The sequence below is a fragment of the Sphingobacterium sp. WM genome, assembly GCF_029542465.1.
Classification (GTDB): Bacteria; Bacteroidota; Bacteroidia; order Sphingobacteriales; family Sphingobacteriaceae; genus Sphingobacterium; species Sphingobacterium cellulitidis.
Map to the genome: position 1 here is coordinate 1097513 of NZ_CP120709.1, position 25682 is coordinate 1123194.

Below are 25682 nucleotides of genomic sequence, written 5' to 3' on the forward strand. Positions count from 1 at the left end.
CATGAAAAACCTTTTGATCTTGGGTTGTGGATGGGTAGGTGAAGAGCTTGCTTACCATCTCAAAAAGAAAGGTTGGAATATCTGGGTGACAACCAGAACAGAAGAAAAATACCATCGGTTGAAAGCCGATGGTATTTTTGCATTTATCCATGATTTTGATAGGGACCTTTACCTGGATTTACCTGTTGATGTCAGTTTTGATGCTGTTTTAAATTCCATTCCAGCCAGCCAGAAAAATTCTGAAGCAGAAATTGAACATCGCTTTTCACATGTTTTTAACATTCTCTGCTCCGTAAACTATAAGAAACATATTTTCTTGAGTTCAGTTGGGGTATACCCGGATTTGGATGGTTCCTTTAATGAAACTTATCAGGAAGAAGAATTAATGTCTCCTAAATTAAGGATGGCGGAGAAGAAAATGATGAGTTTACCTTATAGTATGACCTTTCGATTAGGAGGTTTATTTGGCAAGAATCGGATTTTTGGAAAGTATTTTCAGGATAAAATCGTGAGCACCGGAGATCAACCTGCTAATTTTATCCACCTTGATGATGTTGTTGGATTGATTGAGCAAGCTTTGGAAAATAATATTCCATATACCTATTATAACCTTGTTGCTCCGGAGCATCCTTTGAAAAAGGATGTTATTTTGCGGAGTGCACAGAAATACATGTTCAGTTACCCTTCAGCATTCGAGCCAAGCCATAGTTTTCAGAAGATTATCCAAGGGGATAAGATCATAGATTTGTTGAATTATGAGTTTAAACACCCTTCTCCATTAGAATTTTAATAACTTAGTCAGAAAATAAAAAGCATATGAATTACAAATTTGCAACCAAGGCAATTCATGCCGGACAGGAGGCAGATCCTACAACTGGCGCGGTGATGACGCCAATATATCAAACCTCTACCTATCAGCAAAAAGCACCTGGTGATCACAAAGGTTTTGAGTATTCTCGTGGTACAAACCCTACGCGTAAGGCCTTGGAAGATTGTCTTGCTGCATTGGAAAATGGTAAGTTCGGTTTAGCTTTCTCAAGCGGAATGGCGGCTACGGACTGTGTTCTGAGATTGTTGAAGCCAGGAGATGAGGTGGTAACAGGGGATGACTTATATGGCGGTTCCTACAGAATATTTACGAAAGTATATGAACCACTAGGAATTGTTTTCAAGTTCGTTAATACTTCAGATGTAAAAGCTGTTGAGGAAGCTATTACCGAAAAAACAAAATTAATCTGGGTTGAAACTCCAACAAACCCAACATTGAAATTGGCGGATATTGAAGCGATTGGTAAAGTAGCTAAAGCAAAGAACATTCTTTACGCAGTTGATAATACATTCGCATCGCCATACCTTCAGAATCCATTGGATTTAGGTGCTGATATCGTTATGCATTCTGTAACTAAATATTTAGGAGGTCACTCGGATGTGGTAATGGGTGCTTTGATCGTGAATGATGAAGAACTTTACAAGCAACTTTGGTTTTACTATAATGCATGTGGGGGAACCCCAGGACCACAAGATGCTTTCTTAGTATTGCGTGGTATTAAAACCTTGCACCTACGTATGAAGGCACATTGTGAAAATGGAAGAAAAGTTGCTGAATATTTAAAGAACCATCCTAAAGTAGAGAAAATTTATTGGCCAGGATTTGAAGATCATCCGGGACATGATGTTGCCAAGAAACAAATGAAAGACTTTGGTGGAATGGTTTCTATCGTACTTAAGGGTGCTGATTTAGCAGAGACTTTCCGTATTGCTTCTGGATTTAAGGTGTTTACACTTGCAGAATCATTAGGTGGGGTTGAATCTTTGATCAACCATCCTGCGACCATGACACATGGTTCCATTCCAAAAGAAACTAGGGAGAAAGTAGGAGTAGTAGACAATCTATTACGTTTATCGGTAGGGATTGAAGATGAAGAAGATCTGATTGCAGATTTGGAACAAGCCCTATCACGTTAAATTATTGTAATTATTATTTTATTTGCACACAGACTTTTGTACATTTGTGCAGCTTTAATAGGAGATTATCAATTATGGAAAATACAACTGTAGAAAGACCAGCAAAACATACGGACAATAATGCAAACCGTACTGAATATTATGTATCATTAACTGTTGCAATCGTAATCGGATTAGTAGGAGTGTTTATTCGTTTTGTACCGGATGTTATCCCAGCTTTGGACCAAATGGGTTCTTTATTCTCTTGGGTTGCTAACATCGCAATTCTTGTTGCTTCTTTCTTAGCATTCAAAGTTGTTTTTGCAATCTTAGGATTCAGCAAAAAATAATTGTAAGAAAATATAAAAGAGAGGGCTAAACAGATGTTTAGCCCTCTCTTTTTTGTAGTATTTAGTAGTAAGTATTTAGTATTTAGACCTATGGCTATCTGTAAGAAAAGAGAAAGGGGCAATTTTCATTGCCCCTTTTTTATTTTTGTCTAAATACTAAATACTAGATACTAAATACTAAATACTAGTTTAAAATAGACCAAGTAGACCAAGGAATTCTAGTCAGGATTAAAATCAATCCAAGGATGTAGAATATGATCACTGTTTTATTGGCAGCTTTTTGATCAGTAAGTTTTTTTGCCTTTGAATAACCCATTGTGATCAAAACAAGTGCGATGATCATCATAATTGGATGCTCAAGAAAGTATAATCTTAAATCTCCATTTTTCATGTTTTCACCGGAAAAGCTACTTAATCCTAGTGGGGATACGAAATAAAGTATGATCCCAATTAATCCCTGAATGTGTGCACTGATTAAACCGATCAATGCAATTTTACGGTTGTAGGGTTTGTTTCCGGCGTAATTTGCTATTGTAATTAGAATAGCAACCACTAAAGCTATTAACAATACAATAGCTAAGGTAGAGTGTAGATGTTTCATTCCTGTAAGCATAGTTTTCAATTATATAAACACAAATATACTATTTTGAAAGACGTTTATCGCCAATTTCTTTAAACTCTGATTTTGCTTTAAAGTTAGGGAAGATTTTATCCATACTTAATGTATAGCCAATATCGAAGTAAAGACGGATGTCAGCAAGGATTCCATCGAAGTTCCAATTGTCATCTAATTCGTCGGTTACAGCATGATAACGGCCTGCTAATGCTTTCTGACGGCTTTTAATTACCGTAGTGTCAGTCTCCAAATAATCACCACTGCTACCCATATACAATCCTGGAACACCTACCTTCACAAAATTAAAGTGGTCAGAACGGTAGAAAGAACCAGTAGTTTGTTTTCCTTCTGGTATCATCTTACGGTTAAATTTAGCGCCTGAAAGGATGGCATAATCCTCCAGTTCTGTTTGTCCGGTTCCCGTGATACGGAATCCATTCATCGCACCGACTGGATTGAATGAATCCATATTGATGTTTGCAACGGTCTTATTCAATGGGTAAACTGGGTGTTCGGCATAATATTGTGAACCTAATAAGCCTTGTTCTTCAGCAGTTACTGCCAAAAACACAATACTACGCTCAGGTTGTACTTTTGCAGCTTTAAAAGCTTTCGCCAATTCAAATAATGCAGCAACACCTGAAGCATTGTCGATAGCACCATTGAAAATAGAATCTCCAGCCGTAGCTTCACCAACTCCTATATGATCCCAATGGGCAGTGTATATGATGGTTTCATCTGGCCTTTTCGATCCCTTAATAGTTCCCAATACATTGTTTGATTTGGACTCTCTTAAGGTATTCGCCAATTTAACATTGGTGGTCACATTTAGTGGAACAGCTTTGAAACCTGGTTTTTTAGCTTGTTCCATGAGATCAGCACTCAAACCACCCAATTGAAATAACTTTTTAGTGGTTTCATTCGTAATCCAACCTTGGAACTTGGTAAGATCAGCTCCTTTGTTTTCAGGTACTAAAGATAACCTAGGGCCTGTCCAACCGCTTCTTACGACATTCCAGCCGTAGCTTGCAGCTTCAGTTTCATGAACCAGAAGGATACCAGCAGCACCTTGTCTTGAAGCTTCTTCGAATTTATAGATCCAACGACCATAATAAGTCATGGTGTCAGCTTTGAATAAATTATGATCATAGCGTCCAGGGTCAGAAACCATCACTACGACAGTCTTTCCCTTAACATCTAATCCTTCATAATCATTCCATTTATACTCTGGGGCAACAATTCCGAAGCCTGCGAAAACTAGTTCTGTATTTTCTACATCAATGTTTTCAGCCATTTGGGGAGTGCCGATTACATAATCATCGAGGTATTTTGCTGCAAGTTCACCGTTCTTACCTTTGAAGGTCATGGTTGGATTTACAGGTTTTGAGCTAATCTCAACCATAGGGACTTCCTGAAAGAAAGAATCCCCATTGCCTGGTTCCAGTCCAAGAGATTTAAATTGTTCTTCAATGTAATTTACAGTTAGAGTGTCACCTTTACTAAAAGGTAATCTACCCATAAATTCATCTGAAGATAATTTAGCGACATAAGCCTTATAACTTTCTTCAGTAATGGCCGCAAGAGCTGTCGAGTCTAAACTGTTTTTGTCATAGGAAGAACTATCGCTCCCCGATTTACAAGATGCCAAGCCTAATAATAAGGCCGCACTAATAAATAGTTTATTGTTCATGATGTTTGTTGAATATCAATTTTAGATTCTTTGGTTTTCCGCAATTTAAGAATTAGATTCTAATTCTATAGGTTTTACCTCAGCAATTGGATGAAATAGATAGATTCTTTGGGTTTTTACCTCCATACATTTGTATCTTTTTCTCAATCTTTCCAATTTTTGGAATACCCTTCCATTTTTAATAGTGAAATAGCTGTTGATTTCAATGGTATCAATCGTTACCGTTTCTATTTCGGTGGTATCATAAGATTTCAAGACCTTATACAAGTTTAAATCGGTACAGCTAGAAGCAGCTGGATTATTCATGTATTTAACCAAGGCAATATTAATGTCTTGCGGAAATAGGTTCAGTTTGATAAAGGATTCCATCAAACTTTTGAAATTATTTTTCCATTCTAAGCCATGGGGTTTGACCTTATTCTTGTACATCTGCCAAGTTTTCAAATGGGCAAACTCATGTACGGTGGTAATCAAAAAGGAATAGGGGTTTAGATCATGATTGATGGTGATCTGATGCGGTTCATTTTTAAATGGCGAACGATAGTCGCCCAGTTTTGAAGCTCTGGAACGAGTCACCTTAAACCGACATCCAGTATCATTTATCCATTCAGAAATGATGGGTGCAGCGGCAGATGGTATATACTTACTTAACTGTTTACTAAAATCAGGCATGAACTACAAACTTATTAGTTTTTCGGAGATTTCAGAATATTAAAGGCTTAATTTTACCATGGGTTCAGAATTATTTATATTTGATGAATAAGCTTAAGGACTATTTAGAATTTATTAAATATAGTTTTAAAGTTCAAACAGAAAAGATCGGATGTTAAGTAAACTACAGATAAAAAACTATGCATTAATTGATGCATTAGACATAAATTTCGACCAAAAACTCAATATCATAACCGGTGAAACCGGAGCTGGAAAATCCATTATCATGGGAGCTTTGGGATTGATCTTAGGAAATCGTGCAGAAAGTAAACATTTTTTCGATGAATCTCGTAAATGTATCATTGAAGGGCATTTCAATATCAAGAACTATAATTTAGGAGAACTATTTCAATCTCTAGATCTAGATTATGAGGATGTCAGTTTGATCCGTAGAGAACTTCATGCCGATGGGAAATCAAGAGCTTTTGTAAATGATACCCCCGTTACTTTACAAACCTTGAAAGTGCTTGGCGAAAAGCTTATTGACATCCACTCTCAACATGCAACTTTACAAATCAATACAGAGTCTTTTCAATTATTGGTTTTGGACACTGTTGCTCAACATCAATCGGTATTAACAGATTACAAAAAAAGATATCAGGAATATAAGAAAAGCCTAGGGGAACTGCGTCAGTTGGAAGATGATTTCGCAAAAGCCCAGTCTGAAGCAGATTATCAACAATTTGTATTCAATGAGTTGGATCAGGCCAATCTGCAGGAAAATGAACAAGAGGAATTGGAATCCGAACAATCCCAATTGGAAAATGCAGAAGAGATAAAACGTCATTTTCATGCCGCAAGTATTCAGTTACAAGATGGTGAAATCAATGTTTTGGATAGTCTAAAACAAGTTCAATCATCTCTTCAGAATGGTGCACGATTTTTACCATCTTCGGAGTCTTTATTAGACCGTCTTCAAAGCGCTTTGATAGAGTTGAAGGATTTAAGTGCCGAGGTTGAGCAGGTTGCTGAAGGAGTTACTATGGATGAGGAACGCTTGAGTATAGTTCATGAAAGGTTATCTATCCTTTATGACCTCCAAAAAAAGCATCGGGTTACAACTGTCAAGGAGTTACTTGATCTCAAGTCAGAGCTGGAAAACAAATTGCAGGCAACGGATTCACAGGAAGAACAAATTGAATTATTAAAAGTGAAGATTGATAATCTTCATCAGGATATTTCAAAAATTACAGAACAGTTAACCAAAAACCGACTAAAAGCAACCAAGGTAGTACAGAAAGAAGTTGAAGAGGTGCTTAGTCGAGTTGGGATGCCACATGCACAATTGAATGTGGAGTTGAATAAGCTTTCCAGTTTCAAATCTAGTGGACAGGATGAAGTGTCATTTTTATTTTCAGCAAATAAAGGCCAGTCTCTACAACCTATTCATAAGGTAGCCTCAGGAGGGGAGCTTTCCAGAGTGATGCTTGCTATCAAATCTTTAGTGGCCAAGACCTCAGCATTGCCAACAATTATCTTTGATGAAATTGATACAGGTATTTCCGGCGAAGTAGCATTAAGAGTAGGGGAGTTGATGGAAGAGCTGTCTGAAAACATGCAAGTTATTAGTATTACCCATTTGCCTCAGATTGCTTCCCAAGGGAATAGCCATTTTAAGGTATATAAAGAAGATAAAGGAAACAAAACTAAATCGAATATTGTGCTGATGAGCGAAGAGGAGCGGGTTTTAGAGATAGCACAAATGTTGAGTGGGGCAAATCCAGAAGATACGGCAATTCAACATGCCAAAGAAATGTTGAAATAAAATAAAGGAGCATTATTTAATGCTCCTTTATTATTTCTTAGTTGCCGATATCACCTTCTGTTAAAGTGATTTTCACTCGCATATCATCAGGAGCAGCGTTTTCACCAAACAAGTCGAATGCTTTTAAGTGAACTTTTCCAATCTCATAAGAAGCATTGTATCCATGTCCACGGTTATCAGGGTCTTCTGCAGGGATGTTATAAAAAATACCTTTCTTGTCTTCGAATTGAATTGCAACATCTACCGCACCATCATCATAGATAAAATCTTCTAATTGTGGTAAAGAGAGGACAACTTCAAACGTATTTTCGCTAGTTTTTTTCCAATCCTTGTTGCTCACAGGTTTGTAGTAACTTACACCAGGAAGAAAATTATTGGTAACATATTCTTTTGTACAAGAGCTAAAGCCTACCAATGAAGCAGTACCTATTGCGAGTGCTAATAAAAGTTTTTTCATGAGTGGTAATGTTTATAGTAAATAATTTCATTTATCTTATTTATACAGACAGCTAAATCTGAATAAAGTTTAAATGCTATTGCAAAAACATGACCATTTTTATGAAAAAACGGTAAAAAGCTAAATCTATTCTATTATTGTTTGATGTTTTTTAGTTTGTGGACCGAAAAAATTATGATTGCATTGCCTTCTTTAGTCAATAATTTTTCATCTTTAAAATCAGCTAACATACGGCTGATAGTCTCATTGGCTGTGCCTGCTAATGCTGCCAAATCATCTCGCGAAATTTTGATGGTTACTTCATCCGATTTCTGATCTGATTTCTCAGCCACATTAACCAAGGCATTGGCTACGCGTTTGCGAACCGAGTCATACGCAAAACCTAACATCTGCTCTTCCTTTTCGCGGATATTCTGAGATAATTCCTTAATTAATTTAGAAGCGATTCCTGGTTTTTTGTAAAGTAGTTCAAAGAAGTTATCCTTGTGGATCAAGGCAATTTCAGCATCTTCCAAAGTGGCCGAATTATCTCCGTATTTATCATTCAATAAAACGGATTCCAACCCGAAAAACTGATTTTCTATATAAATATTAGTCGACAATTCACGACCATCCTTATAATTCAGATAGCTGCGTACTTTCCCCTTTTTTATATAGTATACATAGATAGGTGTATCCCCGGACTCATAAATCGTCTGTTTTTTCTTGATGTTCTTTATACGACCATGTTCTACCAGATCCTGAAGTAAAAATGCTTGCTCATGTTCATCCAATCTTAAACTATCCATACTAGGGACAGCCTTAGTCTGTAACTGAGCACGCTTTTTAAATCGACTATCTATCGCATTTAACAATTCCATATCATCAAATGGCTTAGTTAGGTAATCGTCAGCACCCATTTCCATGGCTTTTCTAAGATCAGCTTTTTCAGTTTTAGCCGTTAGGAAAATAAAGGGAATCTGTTGGGTGTTTTCATGTTTGCTCAACATGTATAAAACCCCATAGCCATCAAGCTCAGGCATCATGATATCACATAGAATCAAATCTGGCTTATGTTTAATAGCCATATCAACCCCAGTTTTACCTTCTTCAGCGACTAAAACAGAATACTCACCAGTTAATTCCAGAATCTCTGCTGTACTTTCGCGAATATCACTGTTATCTTCGATTATTAATATTTTCCTTTTTTCCATTACTCTTGGATAAAAAACATCTTAAAAATAGCTCCTTGATTTACTTCCGACCAATATTCCAATCTTCCACCCATCAGTTCCACATAGCGCTTCACAATATTCAATCCTAATCCTGTTCCTGGAATATTTCCCGTATTGTTAGCTCTAAAGAATGGCTCAAATAAACTAACCTGTTGCTCCAATGGAATTCCTATTCCATTGTCTTTCACAGTTACCAATAATTGATTTCTTGCAATTTGCGTATTGAATTCGATAAAGGTATCTTCTCCAGAATATTTAATGGCATTGGAAATCAAATTGATGATACTGTTTTTTAGGAGGTTAGGGTCTATATAGAAACCAGACTCTTCACCTGTATGCTGATAAACAATATGCTGATTTTTCTTACAGATCAATTGCATTTCCTCAGCGATTTCTTCCCCTAGATGGACGATGTTAATGTTTGATTTATTTACCACAACAACACCAGCTTCCAATTTCTCCAGATTAAGGAAATCATTTAAAATGGTGTTCAGTAATTGAACAGACCCTTTTATTCGATTGGTATGCTTTTCAATAGGTCCATATTCACCTTTTTCAACATATCGGTCAATCAGTGAAGCTGATAGTTGTACCGAGCTAAGGGGAGTTCTAAACTCATGGGATGCCATGGAGACGAATCTTGATTTTAGTTGACTCAACTCCTTTTCTTTTTCCAAAGAAACACTGACATCCGCTTTTGCTCTTTCCAGTTCGGAAACCAGTTTGATCAAATCCTTGGTTCTTTCACGAACTTTGAGTTCAAGCTCCTGAGTATGTTTTTTTAACTCATTTTGCGCTTGTTTCTCTTTTGTCAAATCATGAATAAACCCGGTAAAAATCTTACGATCCTTATAAAAAACTTCGCTGACAGCTAGGCGAAAAGGGAAGGTAGAACCATCTTTTTTCAAACCCCTTACTTCACGTCCGATCCCAATGATTCTCTTTCTACCAGTTTCTTCGTAGTTGGAGATATAGCGATCATGGTTCGAGCGGTCTGGCTCAGGCATCAAGACGTTGATATTTCTACCAACGACTTCCTCTGCAGCATAACCGAATAATTCCAATGCTGCGGGATTGATGCTTTCTACAATTCCACGATTATCAATGGTAATAATGCCATCAATGGCATTGTCGATAATGGCTTCTAATAACCTAGCTGATTCCAATACGTTGTTATTTTACTAATTTCTTGTATTTGATACGTTTCGGACCAACATCTCCTAAACGTTTCTTACGGTTTTCTTCATATTCTGTATAGTTTCCTTCAAAGAAGTAAACTTGAGAATCTCCTTCAAACGCCAAAATATGCGTACATATTCTGTTTAAGAACCAACGGTCGTGAGAAATAATCACAGCACAACCACCGAAGTTTTCCAAACCTTCTTCCAGGGCTCGTAATGTATTCACGTCAATATCGTTGGTAGGCTCATCCAGCAATAACACGTTTGATCCTTTTTTCAAAGTGATAGCCAAGTGAACACGATTTCTTTCCCCACCGGATAGAACCCCAACTTTCTTTTGCTGATCTGCTCCATTAAAGTTGAATTTAGAAACATAGGCTCTGGAGTTCATGGATTTGTTCCCCAATGAAATGTTTTCATTTCCTCCTGTAATGTTTTCCCATACCGTCTTGTTTGGGTCAAGGTCATCATGCATCTGATCCACATAACCCAAAGCGACAGTTTCGCCAACTTTGAAGGTTCCTGTATCAGGTTGCTCCTGACCAGTGATCAAACGGAATAGCGTAGTTTTTCCAGCACCGTTCGGACCAATAATCCCAACGATTCCTGCTGGTGGTAAAGAGAAGCTTAGATCTTCAAATAAAATTCTATCTCCGTATGCTTTACTCACGTTAGTGGCTTCAATAACCACATTTCCTAAACGAGGTCCTGGTGGAATAAATAATTCTAGCTTTTCTTCGCGCTCTTTCGTTTCCTCAGAGGCTAGTTTTTCGTAGTTATGCAAACGTGCTTTTGATTTGGCATGTCTGGCTTTCGGTGCCATTCTCACCCATTCCAACTCGCGTTCTAAGGTTTTCTGACGTTTGCTTTCTGTTTTTTCTTCCTGAGCTAATCTTTTAGCTTTTTGATCCAACCAAGAGGAATAATTTCCTTTCCAAGGAATACCTTCACCACGGTCTAATTCAAGGATCCAGCCTGCGACATTATCCAAGAAATAACGGTCGTGCGTTACGGCAATCACCGTTCCTTTATACTGTTGTAAATGTTGTTCTAACCAGTCAATAGATTCGGCATCCAAGTGGTTGGTAGGCTCATCTAATAATAAAACGTCAGGTTCTTGTAATAAAAGTCGACACATTGCTACTCTTCTTCGCTCTCCTCCTGACAAATTGGCAATTAAAGCGTCAGGCTCAGGGCATCTTAACGCGTCCATTGCTCGCTCTAATTTGCTGTCTAATTCCCAAGCATTTGTGGCGTCGATAATATCTTGTAATTCACCTTGTCTAGCCAAAAGTTTATCCATTTCATCTGGATTTTCATAAACTTCCGGAAGGCCAAACTTCTCATTGATTTCTTCGTATTCTTTGAGGATGGATGCCGTTTCCGCAACGCCTTCTTCTACAATTTCTTTAACTGTTTTTGTAGGGTCTAATTCGGGTTCCTGCGCTAAATAGCCCACAGAATAACCTGGTGAGAAGACTACCTCTCCTTGGTAGGATTTGTCCAAGCCAGCAATGATCTTCAATAAGGAAGATTTTCCGGAACCATTTAAACCAATTACCCCAATTTTCGCTCCATAGAAAAAGGAAAGGTAAATGTTCTTAAGTACTTGTTTGGATGGGGGATAAATTTTGTTTACCCCAGCCATTGAGAAGATTATTTTTTCGTCAGACATAGGTGCTTTGAAAGTTTCTTTTTGTGTTTTTACACAAAGATAATGGAATTACTGACAAATTGATAGTTTTAGCGTGATGGCGCAATTGTTGATAAAAAATATTTATAACAAATGGGTGTGAGTTGTATTTTTAGTACATTTATACTGTTGATCACCCGAATTTAATTGAGAAAGGAATTTAATGGAAGCAAAATTTTCACCCCGAGTAAAAGATGTTATCTCCTATAGTCGTGAAGAAGCACTCAGATTGCGTCACGATTATATCGGTACCGAACATCTATTGTTGGGATTAATACGTGAGGGCGATGGAGTGGCAATTAAGATATTGAAAAATATCGGCGTTGACATGGGCGCAGTCCGCCAATCAGTGGAGGATGCTGTGAAAGGTTCTTCCGTTTCACGCTCTCCAATTAGTAATATGCCACTAACTAAACAAGCTGAAAAGGTCCTTAAGATTACTTATTTGGAAGCTAAAATTTTTAAAAGTGATATTATTGGAACCGAGCATTTATTGTTAGCCATATTACGTGATGAAGAGAACATCGCATCGCAAATCTTACAACAATTTAATGTTTCATATAACGTATTCAAAACTGAAGTCGAACAAAATGCTACTGGTATTACTGATGAAGCTTCAAGCACTCCTCCAGGAGGAGATGAAGAATACGCTGATGAAGATTCACAATTTTCTTCACCTAAGAAGGTTTCTGATATCAAATCTAAAACTCCAGTTCTAGATAACTTTGGACGCGACTTAACCAAAGCCGCTGAAGAAGGTAAATTAGATCCTATCGTAGGTCGTGAGAAAGAAATCGAAAGGGTTTCGCAGATTCTTTCCCGTAGAAAGAAAAACAACCCAATCTTAATTGGTGAACCTGGTGTGGGTAAATCAGCAATTGCTGAAGGCCTGGCACTGCGTATTATCCAACGTAAAGTATCCCGCGTATTATTCAATAAACGTGTCGTAACGCTTGATTTAGCGTCTTTGGTTGCTGGAACTAAATATAGAGGCCAGTTCGAAGAACGTATGAAAGCCGTAATGAACGAATTGGAGAAATCACCTGATGTAATCTTGTTTATCGATGAGATTCATACCATTGTAGGTGCTGGTGGTGCCTCTGGTTCTTTGGATGCTTCAAACATGTTTAAACCAGCATTAGCACGTGGAGAAATCCAATGTATTGGTGCTACAACATTAGATGAATACCGTCAGTATATCGAGAAAGATGGTGCATTAGACCGTCGTTTCCAAAAAGTGACCGTAGAGCCTACTTCTATCGATGATACGATTGAAATCTTAAACCGTATCAAAGATAAATACGAGGAACATCATAATGTTACCTATACCCCAGAAGCGATTGATGCTTGTGTGTCCTTGACAACACGTTATATTACTGACAGGTTCTTACCAGACAAGGCTATTGATGCCTTGGATGAATCAGGATCTCGTGTTCACTTAAATAATATCCATGTTCCTCAGTCGATTATTGATATCGAAGAAAAAATCGAGGAAGTAAAAGTGGAGAAAAATAAAGTTGTTCGCAGTCAGAAATATGAGGAAGCAGCCAAACTTCGTGATACCGAGAAGAAGTTGATTGAAGAATTGGAAAAAGAAAAAGCAGCCTGGGAAGCAGAAACAAAAACCAAACGCTACACCGTTACTGAAGACAATGTTGCTGAGGTTGTTTCCATGATGACAGGTATTCCTGTTCAACGAGTAAGTCAATCTGATAGCCAAAAACTATTGAACATGGGTGATTCCATGAAAGGTAGAATTATCGGTCAAGATGATGCAGTTCAGAAATTGGTGAAAGCCATTCAACGTACTCGTGCAGGATTGAAAGATCCTAAGAAACCAATTGGATCATTTATTTTCTTAGGTCCGACTGGTGTGGGTAAAACGGAGTTAGCAAAAGAGTTAGCAAGGTTCATGTTTGATTCTGAAGATGCATTGATTCAAATTGACATGAGTGAATACATGGAGAAATTCGCTGTATCACGCTTGGTAGGTGCGCCTCCGGGATATGTAGGTTATGAAGAAGGTGGTCAGTTAACTGAGAAAGTTCGCCGTAAACCATATGCTGTTGTTCTTCTCGATGAGATTGAAAAAGCTCACCCCGATGTATTTAACTTGTTATTACAAGTTTTGGACGAAGGTCAGTTGACAGACAGTCTTGGTCGCAAAGTGGACTTTAGAAATACCATCATTATCATGACTTCGAATATTGGTGCTCGTCAGTTAAAAGAATTTGGACAAGGGGTAGGATTTACTACTGCTGCCAAAGAAAATCAAGCTGATTCGCATTCAAGAGGAGTAATTGAAACCGCATTAAAACGTGCTTTCGCTCCTGAGTTCTTGAACCGTATTGATGATGTCATTGTCTTTAACTCATTGACAAAAGAACATATCTTCAAAATCATTGATATCGAATTGAGATCTCTATTCGCTCGTATCGAAGGCTTAGGTCATCAAATTAATTTGACTGAAAATGCCAAAAACTATATTGCTGAGAAAGGTTATGATAGTAACTTTGGTGCAAGACCTTTGAAACGTGCTATTCAAAAATATCTTGAAGACCCAATTGCTGAGGAAATCCTTAAAGGAGAACTGAAGGCAGGCGATACCATCTTGGTAGATTTTGATGAAGAAAAGAAAGATATTGTTGTTTCTTCCGCAAAAAAGGAAAAAGATGATGATTCTTCTTTAGCATCTGATGTCAAAAACAATAAGAAAAAAGATTAGTAATACACATATCTAAAATAAAACGAGGGATGGACCAAAAGTTCATCCCTCGTTTTTTTTGATAAACATGATTTATATCACTTTCTGTGATGATGGACTGCATTCGTTTCTGAGGCCTTATCTGCTACTTTTGGAATCATACAACTTTACTTTAGGGATGAGAGTGATTGCATACAACATTTTGGGGCCTGAGAAGGAGCACCTCGCCAAAGCGAATGGAAAGGTACATGATTTGACTTTAATATCGAATGAGTTGAATTTTAGTACCATGCATTATGCGATGGGCAAAGAGGCGATTATCATTTCAGACCGTGATTTATTGGATAGAGTAATGTTATATGAACTCTACAAAATTGGGATACGAAATATTATCACCCGTTCAAGATCCACTGAACATATTGACCTAGATTATGCCGGAGAACTCAAAATGCATGTTGCCAACGTTCCGTATGAAAATACCCTGGAAGGTATTGCCAGAGAAACCATCTCCAATTTAACACAATGGATGGTTGGCGGATGTACGGGGGATGCGTGTCAATGTCGTATAGATTGCAAGAACAAGGTAAATTTAAGAAAATATGGAAACGGAGATTCTAAACAAACTGATCAACAAATATAATGTAGCGGCACCTCGCTATACCAGTTATCCAACAGTACCTTTCTGGGAAAATGAAAAATTCAATGCAGCAGATTGGAAAGATCGAGTTGCCTTAAATTTCTCTAGATCCAAAGACCAAGGAATAAGTATTTATGTCCACCTGCCATATTGTGAAAGCCTTTGTACGTATTGTGGCTGTAATACTCGAATTACCAAAAATCATAAAGTTGAAGATCCTTATATCACCTCCTTGTTGAAAGAGTGGAACATGTATAAGGAGATTCTGCAAGAAGAAAAATTAAAGATTGCAGAGATTCATCTCGGTGGTGGTACTCCAACATTCTTTACTGCCGAAAATCTACATCGATTGATCGCTGGCTTATTGGAAGGAAATGAAAAAACTGCAGATGCATCATTTTCCTTCGAAGCCCATCCAGCAAATACAACCTATGAACATTTGAAAACATTAAATGAATTAGGTTTTAAAAGACTGAGCTTAGGAATTCAGGATTTTGATGAAAAAGTTCAATACATTATTAATAGGCATCAAACTGTAGAGGATGTTGCTCGTGTCATGGAAGATGCTCGTAAGCTAGGATATGAATCCATCAATTTTGATTTGATATATGGATTGCCCTTGCAAACTGCAGAATCTGTCAAGATGACCATTGAACATGCCATGAAATTGAATCCTGATCGGATTTCTTTTTATAGTTATGCCCATGTGCCATGGATTAAACCGGGGCAACGAAAATTCACCGAACATGATTTGCCTGTAGGCGAGGAAAAATTGAATCTATATAAACTTGGAAAACAAATGATTCAAGATCATGGTTTCCAAGATGTAGGTATGGATCATTTCGCGAAAATCGATGATGCCCTTTATCTGGCTTCAATGGATGGGACCTTACATCGTAATTTTATGGGCTATGCCGACCGATATACTCCTTTATTAATAGGATTAGGGGTTTCTTCCATTTCTGATTCATGGACAGCATTTGCCCAAAATGTTAAAACTGTGGAAGAATATCATGAATTAATCGGTCAGGGAAAACTGCCAGTGGTGAAAGGACATATCTTAAATGAAGAAGATTTAGTGATCCGAGAGTATATTTTGGATATGATGTGTCGCGGAAAAGTTCAGCTAAAGGATGGATTTGAAGTGAATGAGAAAATTCTAATTCGCCTGATACCATTAAAGGCAGATGGACTAGTTGAAGTGGATCATCATACCATCCAGATTACAGAAGTTGGGAAATCATTTCTTCGAAATGTTTGTATGGCATTTGATGAGCGACTTCAAAAAACCAAGGAAAGAGAAAACTTATTTAGTCAGGCTATTTAACCTATATTTATATTATGTCGACAAAAGAGGGATTGCAATTAAATACTACCTGTTACCACTGTGGTGACCCGGTAGAAGATGCTGCCTATATTTTAGAAGACCATCGCTTTTGTTGTCTAGGTTGCCAAACGGTTTATCAGATTTTGAATGATAACAATATGGCGAGCTATTATAAGTATAATTCCCATCCCGGTAAGTCTCAAAAAGCCCAGAAAGAAGACTTATCTTATTTAGATGAACCAAATATCATTGCCAAATTGGTCGATTATCAGGATGATGAATTGGCAATCATTACCTTTTATGTTCCCGCGATCCATTGCAGTTCATGCATTTGGTTATTGGAACATCTCTATAAATTAAACCCCGGAGTTAAAAACTCGCAGGTTGATTTTATGAAGAAGCAAGCAAGTATCACCTTCAGGAAAAAAGAAATTTCCCTCCGTGAATTGGTTGATTTATTACATAAGATCGGATATGATCCAAAAATAACCCTACAGGATGTAGTTAAGGAAGGAAAGAAAATCAATCAGAATGGGCTCATCGCTAAACTTACAGTTGCGGGATTCTGTTTTGGTAACTCCATGATGATTTCATTTCCAGAGTATTTTGGAATGGCAGATTTTGAACGCCAGTATTCCAACTTTTTCGGATATATGAATTTAGCATTCGGATTACCAGTCCTATTATATAGTGCTTCCGATTATTTCAAATCTGCCTGGATAAGCCTGAAACAAAAACGACTTAATCTAGATGTCCCTTTGGCGCTCGGAATCTTTGTCTTGTTTTTTCGTTCCGCAATAGAAATCATCACTCAAACCGGTGCTGGATTTATGGATACCCTTTGTAGTTTGGTGTTCTTTATCCTGATCGGGAAATATGTTCAGCAAAGGACTTATTATCATATCTCTTTTGAAAGAGATTATCGTTCCTATTTTCCAGTTGCCGTCACAGTCTTACAAGAAGGTGTTTCAAAACCTACTCAGATTGCAGATCTTAAAGTTGGAGATCGAATTTTGGTTCGCAATAATGAGATTATTCCTGCAGATGCTATTTTACTGAATGGTAATGCTTCTGTCGATTTTAGTTTTGTTACCGGAGAAAGTAAACCCGTGGAAAAGGTATTGGGCGAGGTTGTATATGCTGGTGGACGGCAAATGGGCGAGGCGATAGAATTGGAAGTCGTAAAAGCCGTCTCGCAAAGCTACCTGACCAAGTTATGGAATAACGACAGCTTTAAACAATATGAAAAGAAGTTTGACACCTTCGTTGGCTTCATTTCAAAATACTTCACCATCGGACTTTTATTAATCGCATTTACAGCCTGTGTATTTTGGTTGCTGTCAGGAACTGGGGATAAGGCGTGGGCAGCTTTTACAGCAGTCCTTATTATTGCTTGTCCTTGTGCACTGGCTTTAAGTTCACCATTTACCCTTTCTGCAGCACTCAGTATTTTCGATAAAAATAAATTGTATATAAAAAATACAGCAGCCATCGAGCAAATGGCTAGCATTGATACAGTGGTATTTGATAAAACAGGAACTATTTCTTCGCCAAATGCGTCGAGTATGTATTTTGAAGGCAAGCTAAACTCCTTTGAAAAAGATTTACTGGCTTCCTTGTGTAGAAACTCCAATCATCCTTTAAGCCGTGAAATTATTAAATGGCTCGGGGATGTGCAGATGGTCAATATCGAGAACTACGAAGAAGTTGTCGGTAGGGGACAATCGGGGAAATTTCAGGATTATAGTATCCAAATCGGTAGTGCAAGTTATGTAAATACGGCAAAGGTTGATTTGGAAGGTTCTGTAGTTTATGTGATGATCAATGATGTCTTAAAAGGATTCTTCACTTTAGAACAGTCCTGGAGAAACGGATTATCCGAGGTTATCAATGAATTGAAAGGGGAGAGCTATAATTTGCATTTAATTTCTGGCGATAATGAAAGACGAGCAGATGCTTTGCGTATGATATTTCCATCCAATGCGAAATTGTTATTTAATCAAACACCAGCTGCCAAATTGGATAAAATCACTGCTTGGCAAGACGAAAAGCAAAAGGTATGTATGCTTGGTGATGGATTAAATGATGCCGGGGCATTACGAAAAGCCGATCTAGGGATTGCGGTATCGGATGATATCAATAATTTCTCTCCAGGATGCGATGCCATATTAGATGGGGAGTCCTTTCATTTATTGCCAAGATTTTTCCAATTCAGTAAAGATGCGGTGAAAGTGATCAAAATGTCCTTTGTCATTTCCATCTTATATAATCTTATCGGGCTTAGTTTTGCTGTGCAGGGCACGATGTCGCCTTTATTTGCAGCGATATTAATGCCTATTAGTACCGTTACGATCATATCTTTTACCAGTTTAATGACTCGGGGATATGCAAAACGGAGAAAATTAATTTAACTTTATACTATGAACATCATATTTTTCTTAATCGGTTGTAGTGTTCTTATCGCTTTATTCTTTTTGGGAGCCTTTTTCTGGGCTAGCAAAAATGGACAACATGATGATACTTACACGCCATCAGTAAGAATCTTGTTTGATGACGAACCTTTGGAAACTGAAGTCGAAAATGACAAAAAAGCGACTTCAAAAACCTAAAATCACAGTTTTTTTACATTCCTGATACTTTAATGCTTACAGGCTTGTTTATCTTTGCGCTGTATGTTTCGACTATTGCATTTCTTGGCGCTATTCGGTTACCTCAATGTATTATGCTTGGAGGTAAAATCGATGGACCTCTTTGGTTCTGCTAATATAATTGCCAGTGAAACCTTAGTTGAAGTTGTACTAGAAGAGGTACTTGATCTTTCTCATGCTGATCATTCGGAGAGACTACCGGAGATTATTTTTGATGATTATCGAATCTTCTCATTATTCCTAGGATTAATCCCATTAGTTCTATTTTTTGCATGGCTGGTTTCTCGAATCTATCGAGTTAGATCCAGCATAAATCACCCATTTTATCTATCTAAAACTTTATGCCTTCCCGGCTATTATCAGTTTTTGTATAGATACCGTCCTTTCTAATTAAAATTCCTTTTCACCTCCATTCTGGAAGTGATGTTGCTTGCTATGGGTTTTTCTATAGCCAGCGCCTCGACTTTGTATTCTATTTTATATTAATACCCATATTTTATTTGCTATGAAAAAACATATCATGCTACTATCAGTAGCAGGTTGTGCATTATTTTTTGCGTCATGTACAGCAACTAGTAACGAAAAAACTACTGCTAATGCGCCTAAGGTTGTTCCTGTATCGAATTTAGTTCAATTGGATACTGTGGTTTACAAAGAGTATATCGCAGATATCCAATCTCAACGAAATGTTGAATTGCGTTCTCGCCTAGTTGGATTCTTAGATAGAATCTTTGTGGATGAGGGCGCTTACGTCCGCAAAGGACAAGTCTTATTCTCTTTGGTTGCCGATGAGTATAAAGCTGATCTAGCACAAGCTCAGGCCTCTGTTAGCAGTGCTGAAGCTGAAGTGAAAAAAGTTGAGCTTGAAATGGAAAGAACCCATAAGTTGGTTCAGAAAAATATCGTGAGCTCCACCGAGTATGATTTATTAAAAGTTCAATTGCGTGCTGCAAAGGCAAAGGTTGCTGAAGCAGAGGCCGTATTGAACCAAGCAAGAACAAAATTATCAAACACCCAGATTCGTGCGCCTTTTGATGGCCGAATCGACCGGATTCAACTCAAAGAAGGTTCCCTATTAGAAGAAGGTTCCCTATTGACGACCATTTCTGATATGGCCAATATGAATGTTTACTTTGATATTTCAGAACAAGAATATTTAGGCATTGCCTCAGATTCTACCTTTAATAGAAATAATTTCAAGAAAGAGGTTCAACTGATTCTAGCCAATGGAGCAACATATCCAAATAAAGGAATCGCGGAAATTGTGGAAAGTGAGTTTGAAGCTAGTACTGGTTCAATCTCCCTACGTGCGAAATTTAATAACCCGCAAGGTTTACTAAAGCATGGTGCTACCGGTAGAATTGGTGTTCCGGTTCAAACTGGAGACCTATTATTGGTACATCAAAAATCAGTTTTCGAAATTCAGGACAAAGCCTACGTTTATACCTTGAAAGGGGATACCGTGAAAATGACACCATTTGAAAATGGTCGTCGTGTTGGACATTATTATGTTGTGGAAAACGGATTGCCAGCAGATGCCAAGGTAGTATACGAAGGAGTACAATCGCTACGTGACGGAATGGTTATTCAACCAAGAATGGTTAAAAACTAATAAAGGGAGAGCGATTTTATGTTTGAAAAATTTATTAAGAGGCCAGTGCTATCGCTGGTCATCTCGATCTTTATTACCCTTTTGGGTCTATTGGCACTCTTTACCTTGCCAATTACACAGTTCCCGGATATTGTTCCTCCGTCCGTTGTGGTGACGGCAAACTATACCGGAGCGAATGCCGAAGTAAGTACGAATGCGGTGGCAATTCCTTTGGAAAAAGCAATCAACGGGGTTGCCGGAATGACTTATATGAGTTCGGTTTCCACGAACAATGGTAATACCTTAATTCAGGTTTTCTTTGAAGTAGGTACTGATCCGGATATCGCCGCGGTGAATGTCCAGAACCGGGTAACTACCGTTCTCGATGAATTGCCAGAGGAAGTTATCAAGGCCGGTGTAACCACCGAGAAGGAAGTAAACAGTATGTTGATGTATCTGAATTTATATACGGATGATGTAACTGCTGATGAACGATTTATATACAACTTTACCGATATCAATATCTTAAAGGAATTGAAGCGGATTGAAGGTGTAGGTTTTGCTCAAATCATGGGAATGAAAGATTATGCCATGCGTATTTGGGTGAAGCCAGATCGTCTTTCTGCATATTCCATTTCTACTGAAGAATTGGTTGCAGCATTACGGAGACAGAATATTGAAGCTGCCCCAGGTCAAACAGGGATCAGTTCGGATAAAACAGTCAACATGCAACAGTATGTATTGCGTTATCCAGGGAAATTTACTGAAATCAGTGAGTATGAAAATATTCCTATTCGAGCTAATGTGGATGGATCAATTATTCGAGTGAAGGATATCGCCGATGTTGAGTTTGGATCCCTGGATTATGAAATGGTTTCCAAAACTGACGGTAGACCATCTGCTTCTATTATGATCAAGCAGTTGCCAGGCTCCAATGCCCAAGAGGTAATCCAAAGGGTAAAAGACAGGATGGCTGAATTGAAGGAAGCTACTTTCCCACCGGGAATGACCTATACCATGGGTTATGATGTTTCCAGATTCTTGAATGCATCGATTTCAAGTGTACTAGTGACCTTGATTGAGGCCTTTATCCTTGTGTTTCTAGTGGTATTTATCTTCTTGCAGGATTTCCGTGCTACCATTATTCCAATTCTGGCAGTTCCGGTTTGTTTGATTGGGTCCCTATTCTTTATGCAGATGATGGGCTTCTCGATCAACTTATTGACCTTGTTTGCTCTGGTTCTCGCCATCGGGATTGTCGTCGACAACGGAATTGTTGTCGTCGAGGCCGTCTATGCCAAAATGGAGGAAGAGCATCTTTCACCAATGGAAGCAACATTGGCGGCAATGGATGAGGTAGGTTCAGCAGTTATTGCCATTACTTTGGTGATGTCTGCAGTATTTGTTCCCGTCGCTTTCCTGTCTGGACCTGTTGGGATTTTCTATCGACAGTTCTCTTTGACACTTGCAGCAGCAATTGTGATCTCAGGGATTAATGCATTAACACTTACACCAGCTCTATGTGCTATTATCCTGCGCTCTCCGCATGATAAAAAGCCTAGCAATAATATATTGGATCGTTTTTTCAGAGGATTCAATAATGTTTACAACAGAATTTCCGGAGGATATAAAGGATTGCTCTCTAAGATTGCCGGCCGTCGCGTAATCACTTTATTAGGGTTAGTTATTATGTTCGTCGCAACTTGGGGTTCCGCAGCGATCCTTCCTTCCGGATTTATTCCTACTGAAGATCAAGGGATGATTTATGTGGCTGTTACTACGCCGCCCGGAGCTACAGTCGACCGTACGGAGGCTGTATTGAATGAAGTTGATGCTATTTCCAGAGAATTGGAAATGGTCGAGACAGTTTCCATTCTTGCAGGATATAGTATTGTAACCGAGGTTTCCGGGGCTTCCTATGGTATGGGGATGATCAACCTCAAATCCTGGGATGATCGTAAAGAATCTGTAGATGATGTGATGAAAATTCTTCGTGAAAAAACAGCACATATTGCAGATGCAGTAATTGAATTCTTCCCTCCACCAACGGTTCCTGGATTCGGTAACTCTTCTGGTTTCGAATTAAGATTGTTAGATCGTTCTGGAAATGAAGATTTAGCTCAAACGAACGAGGTGGTGAATGAGTTTATTGCTAAATTGGAACAAGATGAAGTAATTGAAAGTGCTAGTACCACTTTCGATGTTAACTTCCCTCAATATATGTTGAAGATCGATTATGATCAGGCTGCTAAAAAAGGAATTTCTGTTGAAAATTCCATGAATACGCTTCAAACTTTATTAGGAAGTTTATATGCGACCAACTTTATCCGATATGGACAGATGTATAAGGTTATGGTGCAGTCGGATGCTTTCGCAAGACAGAGACCAGAGGATGTTCTGAATCTTTATGTGAAAACTGAAGAAGGCGAAATGGTTCCATATTCATCATTTATGACCATGGAGCGGGTTTATGGTCCGGAACAAATCACGCGCTATAATATGTTTACCTCGGCAATGATCACAGGTCAAGCAGCGCCAGGATTTAGTTCGGGGCAAGCGATTGAAACGGTGGAGCGTATTTCCGCTGAACTCCCACAAGGTTATACCATCGAATGGTCGGGGATGACTCGTGAGCAGAAAATTTCTGGTAATCAAGCGGCTTATATCTTCCTATTGTGTTTGGTATTCGTTTATTTATTACTAGCTGCACAATATGAGAGTTTCTTATTGCCTTTGCCGGTATTACTATGTTTACCTGCAGGTTTATTTGGTGCTTTCCTTTTCCTAAAAGTCTTTGGCTTGGAAAATAATATTTATGCACAGGTCTCTTTGGTAATGCTTATTGGATTATTGGGTAAAAATGCCATCCTGATTGTGGAGTATGCTAACCTCAAAAGAAAACAGGGCATGGATGTTCTTACAGCTTCCATTGAAGGAGCAGTGGCTCGTTTGAGACCTATCTTAATGACATCATTTGCATTTGCTGCCGGATTGATTCCATTGATGTTGGCAAGTGGAGCTGGTGCAATCGGAAATAGAACCATTGGTTCAGCCGCTGTCGGAGGAATGGTAATCGGTACGATTATCGGGGTAATCGTAATCCCAGGATTGGTGGTCTTGTTTTCTAAACGTGAAAAGAAGAAGAAACTTAAACAAGCTACCGTTGCAATTGCGGTCTTACTTTTTATAAGTTCTTGTTCAGTTCCTAAAACAACAGTAGAAAAAGATATTTCTCCAGAGCTTACAGGGCAGGCCGGACAGGTGATGAATGATTCAACTTCTATTGGAAGTCTAGCTTGGCGAGATGTATTTACGGATTCTCAATTGATTTCCTTGATCGATTCGGCATTGATTAATAATCTAGATGTTCGTCAAGCGATCCACCGGATTGAGATGGCACAATCGAACTTTAAGTTTCGGAAATCGGCAATTTATCCAAGCTTGGATGCTGCGGTTGAAGGCGGTTTAAGGAAATATGGCCATTATACAGAATCGGGTATAGGTAATTATGATTCTAATTTTTCAGAAAACTTGACAGATGATGAAAAATTACCTGAACCCTTTATTCCAGATTACTTTGTGGGTGTTCGCTCTTCCTGGGAGTTGGATCTATGGGGAAAACTTCGGAACAGGAGAGAGGCTGCCTTTCTTCAATTAATGTCTGAGAGTGAGTTAAAGCGTTTAATTGAAACTGAATTAATCTCTAGCATTGCCTCTTCTTATTATGAGTTGATTAGTCTAGATGAGAAAATTCAGGTTTATGAACAGAACATTAAACTCCACGAGCGTGCATTAGAAATTATTGAAGCACAGAAGGAAGCCGGACGAGCAGATGAGTTGGCGGTTCAACAGTTTAGATCCTTACTTTCACAATCAAAGGCTAGTCGTGCGCATGCGGAACAAGAAATTTTAGCATATGAGCATCAGATAAATTCCTTATTAGGTCGAGTGTATCAACCAATTTCACGAAATAGAGAACCTATAAACGATGATTTATTGTTTGAAAACTTGGTTGTCGGTTCTCTTGACGATTTATTAAATAATCGTTTAGATATTCGAAAAGCGGGTATGGACTTAAAAGCAGGGTTCCATGAATTGGAATCTTCGAGGTTGGCGTTTTTACCAACGGTAGCCATTAGTCCGTATCTAGGTCTACAGTCTTTTAGTTTCGATAAGTTATTCAATCTAGAGAAATCCGTAACCTATGGACTGTTCGGCGGCATTACGATGCCGATTTTTAGACAACGTGAGTTGAAATCGGAATACGAAAGAATGAAAGCCTCTTATGGGATTAATTTCATTGAATATGAGAAATCGGTTTTGAATGCTGTCAATGAAGTTTCATTAGCGATCAATACGCAGGAAGCGATTGTTGATCGTTCGACACATATAAAGGACCAAGTAGCTGCTTTGGAATCTTCCATTGGAGCGGCAGAAGAATTGTTTATAGCAGGCCGGGTGACCTACCTGGATATCATCACTGCGCAAAAAGGGTTGATTGAAGCACAAGTTGCCGATGTGGATATCAATAAGGAGAAAATGCTGAATCAGGTTGTTCTCTATAAAGCCCTAGGTGGTGGTTGGCAATAAATGGGTATTTAAAATAGATGGTGGGGTGGACTTCGGTCCACCCTTTTTTGTTTAGTGGGGATTTGAAAATATTTTTGAAAAGCAGTTAGCCCCGGTGCTGGTCTTTTATATTCATTCATCTTATTTATTTAGAACCTTTCCTCTCAGTAATAATTTTAAACTAAAATCAATCCTTTACTTCTGCTCTTTGTCAGGGTCGGTTTTAATTACTGTACAAATGAAGGTTGTGAAGATTGTATTAGTATAGGTATTGAATACTTTCGTAATACAGATTTTTAATGCTGTAATAACATCGGTTTTGAATACTGTTATTAGGACGATTTCAAATTCATTAATAATCCAATTTCGAATTTAGTAATACTACAGTTTTGAATTCCGCAATAAAGTCGATTTTGAATACAGTAATACTGCCGTTTCGAATCAGTAATACTACAGTTTCGAATTAAGTAATACTGCCGTTTCGAATACAGTAATACTACAGTTTCGAATTCAGCGATAATTCTGTCCATCTTTTGAACAAATCAGGACCTTCTCCGCACCTTGGTCGGACCTTCTTCGGATCTT

The 25682-nt window shown here is 38.2% G+C and carries 19 protein-coding genes; 12 read left to right on the forward strand and 7 right to left on the reverse strand.

The window, feature by feature from the left end; all coding sequences use genetic code 11:
• The first annotated feature begins 1 nt into the window (after position 1).
• The 3 genes from PZ892_RS04730 to PZ892_RS04740 all read left to right on the forward strand — a co-directional run bounded on the left by PZ892_RS04730 (position 2) and on the right by PZ892_RS04740 (position 2294).
• On the forward strand, positions 2-790 hold the full coding sequence (locus tag PZ892_RS04730; RefSeq protein WP_277712209.1) for an NAD-dependent epimerase/dehydratase family protein: 789 nt from the start codon (positions 2-4) through the stop codon (positions 788-790).
• A 26-nt stretch (positions 791-816) separates the two neighbouring features.
• Positions 817-1965 (forward strand): cystathionine gamma-synthase, encoded by a 1149-nt coding sequence (locus PZ892_RS04735; RefSeq protein WP_277712210.1) that lies wholly within the window; start codon positions 817-819, stop codon positions 1963-1965.
• Positions 1966-2039: 74 nt separating this feature from the next.
• Entirely contained in the window at positions 2040-2294 is a 255-nt protein-coding gene (locus PZ892_RS04740; RefSeq protein WP_094258844.1) for a hypothetical protein, read from the forward strand.
• Positions 2295-2478: 184 nt separating this feature from the next.
• Here PZ892_RS04740 and PZ892_RS04745 read toward each other — a convergent pair whose 3' ends face one another.
• The 3 genes from PZ892_RS04745 to PZ892_RS04755 are packed head-to-tail and all read right to left on the reverse strand — an operon-like array spanning position 2479 to position 5272.
• The gene (locus PZ892_RS04745; RefSeq protein WP_094280920.1) at positions 2479-2895 is read right to left on the reverse strand and encodes a hypothetical protein; all 417 of its coding nucleotides are present in this window, start codon (positions 2893-2895) and stop codon (positions 2479-2481) included.
• Positions 2896-2935: 40 nt separating this feature from the next.
• Positions 2936-4600 (reverse strand): M20/M25/M40 family metallo-hydrolase, encoded by a 1665-nt coding sequence (locus PZ892_RS04750; RefSeq protein WP_277712211.1) that lies wholly within the window; start codon positions 4598-4600, stop codon positions 2936-2938.
• 45 nt (positions 4601-4645) lie between these two features.
• Positions 4646-5272 carry a sprT domain-containing protein gene (locus PZ892_RS04755; protein ID WP_094258842.1) on the reverse strand — a complete coding sequence of 209 codons (627 nt, stop codon included), beginning with the start codon at positions 5270-5272 and terminating at the stop codon, positions 4646-4648.
• A 151-nt stretch (positions 5273-5423) separates the two neighbouring features.
• Between PZ892_RS04755 and recN the strand changes: the two genes are divergently transcribed.
• Positions 5424-7076: a DNA repair protein RecN gene (gene recN / locus PZ892_RS04760; protein ID WP_277712212.1), complete on the forward strand. Its 1653-nt coding sequence runs from the start codon at positions 5424-5426 to the stop codon at positions 7074-7076.
• 37 nt (positions 7077-7113) lie between these two features.
• Here recN and PZ892_RS04765 read toward each other — a convergent pair whose 3' ends face one another.
• From PZ892_RS04765 to ettA, 4 genes are all read right to left on the reverse strand, one after another.
• Positions 7114-7533: a hypothetical protein gene (locus tag PZ892_RS04765; protein WP_182499401.1), complete on the reverse strand. Its 420-nt coding sequence runs from the start codon at positions 7531-7533 to the stop codon at positions 7114-7116.
• A gap of 134 nt (positions 7534-7667) precedes the next feature.
• Positions 7668-8726, reverse strand: coding sequence for a response regulator (locus PZ892_RS04770; RefSeq protein ID WP_094258839.1), 1059 nt, complete (start codon positions 8724-8726; stop codon positions 7668-7670).
• Entirely contained in the window at positions 8726-9913 is a 1188-nt protein-coding gene (locus PZ892_RS04775; RefSeq protein WP_277712213.1) for a PAS domain-containing sensor histidine kinase, read from the reverse strand. Before PZ892_RS04775 ends, PZ892_RS04770 begins: the two co-directional genes overlap by 1 nt.
• A gap of 7 nt (positions 9914-9920) precedes the next feature.
• Positions 9921-11603, reverse strand: a complete 1683-nt coding sequence (gene ettA / locus PZ892_RS04780; RefSeq protein WP_094258837.1) for an energy-dependent translational throttle protein EttA — start codon at positions 11601-11603, stop codon at positions 9921-9923.
• Positions 11604-11784: 181 nt separating this feature from the next.
• Between ettA and PZ892_RS04785 the strand changes: the two genes are divergently transcribed.
• The 8 genes from PZ892_RS04785 to PZ892_RS04820 all read left to right on the forward strand — a co-directional run bounded on the left by PZ892_RS04785 (position 11785) and on the right by PZ892_RS04820 (position 25118).
• Positions 11785-14346 (forward strand): ATP-dependent Clp protease ATP-binding subunit, encoded by a 2562-nt coding sequence (locus PZ892_RS04785; RefSeq protein ID WP_094258836.1) that lies wholly within the window; start codon positions 11785-11787, stop codon positions 14344-14346.
• A 67-nt stretch (positions 14347-14413) separates the two neighbouring features.
• The gene (locus PZ892_RS04790; protein ID WP_256962540.1) at positions 14414-14965 is read left to right on the forward strand and encodes a lactate dehydrogenase; all 552 of its coding nucleotides are present in this window, start codon (positions 14414-14416) and stop codon (positions 14963-14965) included.
• Positions 14925-16289: an oxygen-independent coproporphyrinogen III oxidase gene (hemN, locus tag PZ892_RS04795; RefSeq protein ID WP_277712215.1), complete on the forward strand. Its 1365-nt coding sequence runs from the start codon at positions 14925-14927 to the stop codon at positions 16287-16289. Before PZ892_RS04790 ends, hemN begins: the two co-directional genes overlap by 41 nt.
• A gap of 14 nt (positions 16290-16303) precedes the next feature.
• Complete coding sequence (locus PZ892_RS04800) at positions 16304-18700, forward strand: heavy metal translocating P-type ATPase metal-binding domain-containing protein (protein ID WP_277712216.1); 2397 nt, start codon at positions 16304-16306, stop codon at positions 18698-18700.
• Positions 18701-18709: 9 nt separating this feature from the next.
• Positions 18710-18898, forward strand: a complete 189-nt coding sequence (gene ccoS / locus PZ892_RS04805) for a cbb3-type cytochrome oxidase assembly protein CcoS (RefSeq protein WP_094258833.1) — start codon at positions 18710-18712, stop codon at positions 18896-18898.
• 63 nt (positions 18899-18961) lie between these two features.
• Entirely contained in the window at positions 18962-19327 is a 366-nt protein-coding gene (locus PZ892_RS04810; RefSeq protein ID WP_094258832.1) for a hypothetical protein, read from the forward strand.
• Positions 19328-19442: 115 nt separating this feature from the next.
• Positions 19443-20549 (forward strand): efflux RND transporter periplasmic adaptor subunit, encoded by a 1107-nt coding sequence (locus PZ892_RS04815; RefSeq protein ID WP_094280911.1) that lies wholly within the window; start codon positions 19443-19445, stop codon positions 20547-20549.
• An 18-nt stretch (positions 20550-20567) separates the two neighbouring features.
• Positions 20568-25118 carry an efflux RND transporter permease subunit gene (locus PZ892_RS04820; protein WP_277712219.1) on the forward strand — a complete coding sequence of 1517 codons (4551 nt, stop codon included), beginning with the start codon at positions 20568-20570 and terminating at the stop codon, positions 25116-25118.
• Positions 25119-25682: the final 564 nt, after the last annotated feature.

Coding starts and splice junctions, on each gene's coding strand:
- PZ892_RS04745 (WP_094280920.1), bottom strand. CDS start 2,895: ATGAAACATCTACACTCTACCTTAGCTATTGTATTGTTAATAGCTTTA.
- PZ892_RS04810 (WP_094258832.1), top strand. CDS start 18,962: ATGTTTCGACTATTGCATTTCTTGGCGCTATTCGGTTACCTCAATGTA.
- PZ892_RS04735 (WP_277712210.1), top strand. CDS start 817: ATGAATTACAAATTTGCAACCAAGGCAATTCATGCCGGACAGGAGGCA.
- PZ892_RS04790 (WP_256962540.1), top strand. CDS start 14,414: ATGATTTATATCACTTTCTGTGATGATGGACTGCATTCGTTTCTGAGG.
- PZ892_RS04800 (WP_277712216.1), top strand. CDS start 16,304: ATGTCGACAAAAGAGGGATTGCAATTAAATACTACCTGTTACCACTGT.
- PZ892_RS04750 (WP_277712211.1), bottom strand. CDS start 4,600: ATGAACAATAAACTATTTATTAGTGCGGCCTTATTATTAGGCTTGGCA.
- PZ892_RS04740 (WP_094258844.1), top strand. CDS start 2,040: ATGGAAAATACAACTGTAGAAAGACCAGCAAAACATACGGACAATAAT.
- PZ892_RS04755 (WP_094258842.1), bottom strand. CDS start 5,272: ATGCCTGATTTTAGTAAACAGTTAAGTAAGTATATACCATCTGCCGCT.
- PZ892_RS04770 (WP_094258839.1), bottom strand. CDS start 8,726: ATGGAAAAAAGGAAAATATTAATAATCGAAGATAACAGTGATATTCGC.
- recN (WP_277712212.1), top strand. CDS start 5,424: ATGTTAAGTAAACTACAGATAAAAAACTATGCATTAATTGATGCATTA.
- ettA (WP_094258837.1), bottom strand. CDS start 11,603: ATGTCTGACGAAAAAATAATCTTCTCAATGGCTGGGGTAAACAAAATT.
- PZ892_RS04815 (WP_094280911.1), top strand. CDS start 19,443: ATGAAAAAACATATCATGCTACTATCAGTAGCAGGTTGTGCATTATTT.
- PZ892_RS04730 (WP_277712209.1), top strand. CDS start 2: ATGAAAAACCTTTTGATCTTGGGTTGTGGATGGGTAGGTGAAGAGCTT.
- PZ892_RS04820 (WP_277712219.1), top strand. CDS start 20,568: ATGTTTGAAAAATTTATTAAGAGGCCAGTGCTATCGCTGGTCATCTCG.
- PZ892_RS04785 (WP_094258836.1), top strand. CDS start 11,785: ATGGAAGCAAAATTTTCACCCCGAGTAAAAGATGTTATCTCCTATAGT.
- hemN (WP_277712215.1), top strand. CDS start 14,925: ATGGAAACGGAGATTCTAAACAAACTGATCAACAAATATAATGTAGCG.
- PZ892_RS04765 (WP_182499401.1), bottom strand. CDS start 7,533: ATGAAAAAACTTTTATTAGCACTCGCAATAGGTACTGCTTCATTGGTA.
- ccoS (WP_094258833.1), top strand. CDS start 18,710: ATGAACATCATATTTTTCTTAATCGGTTGTAGTGTTCTTATCGCTTTA.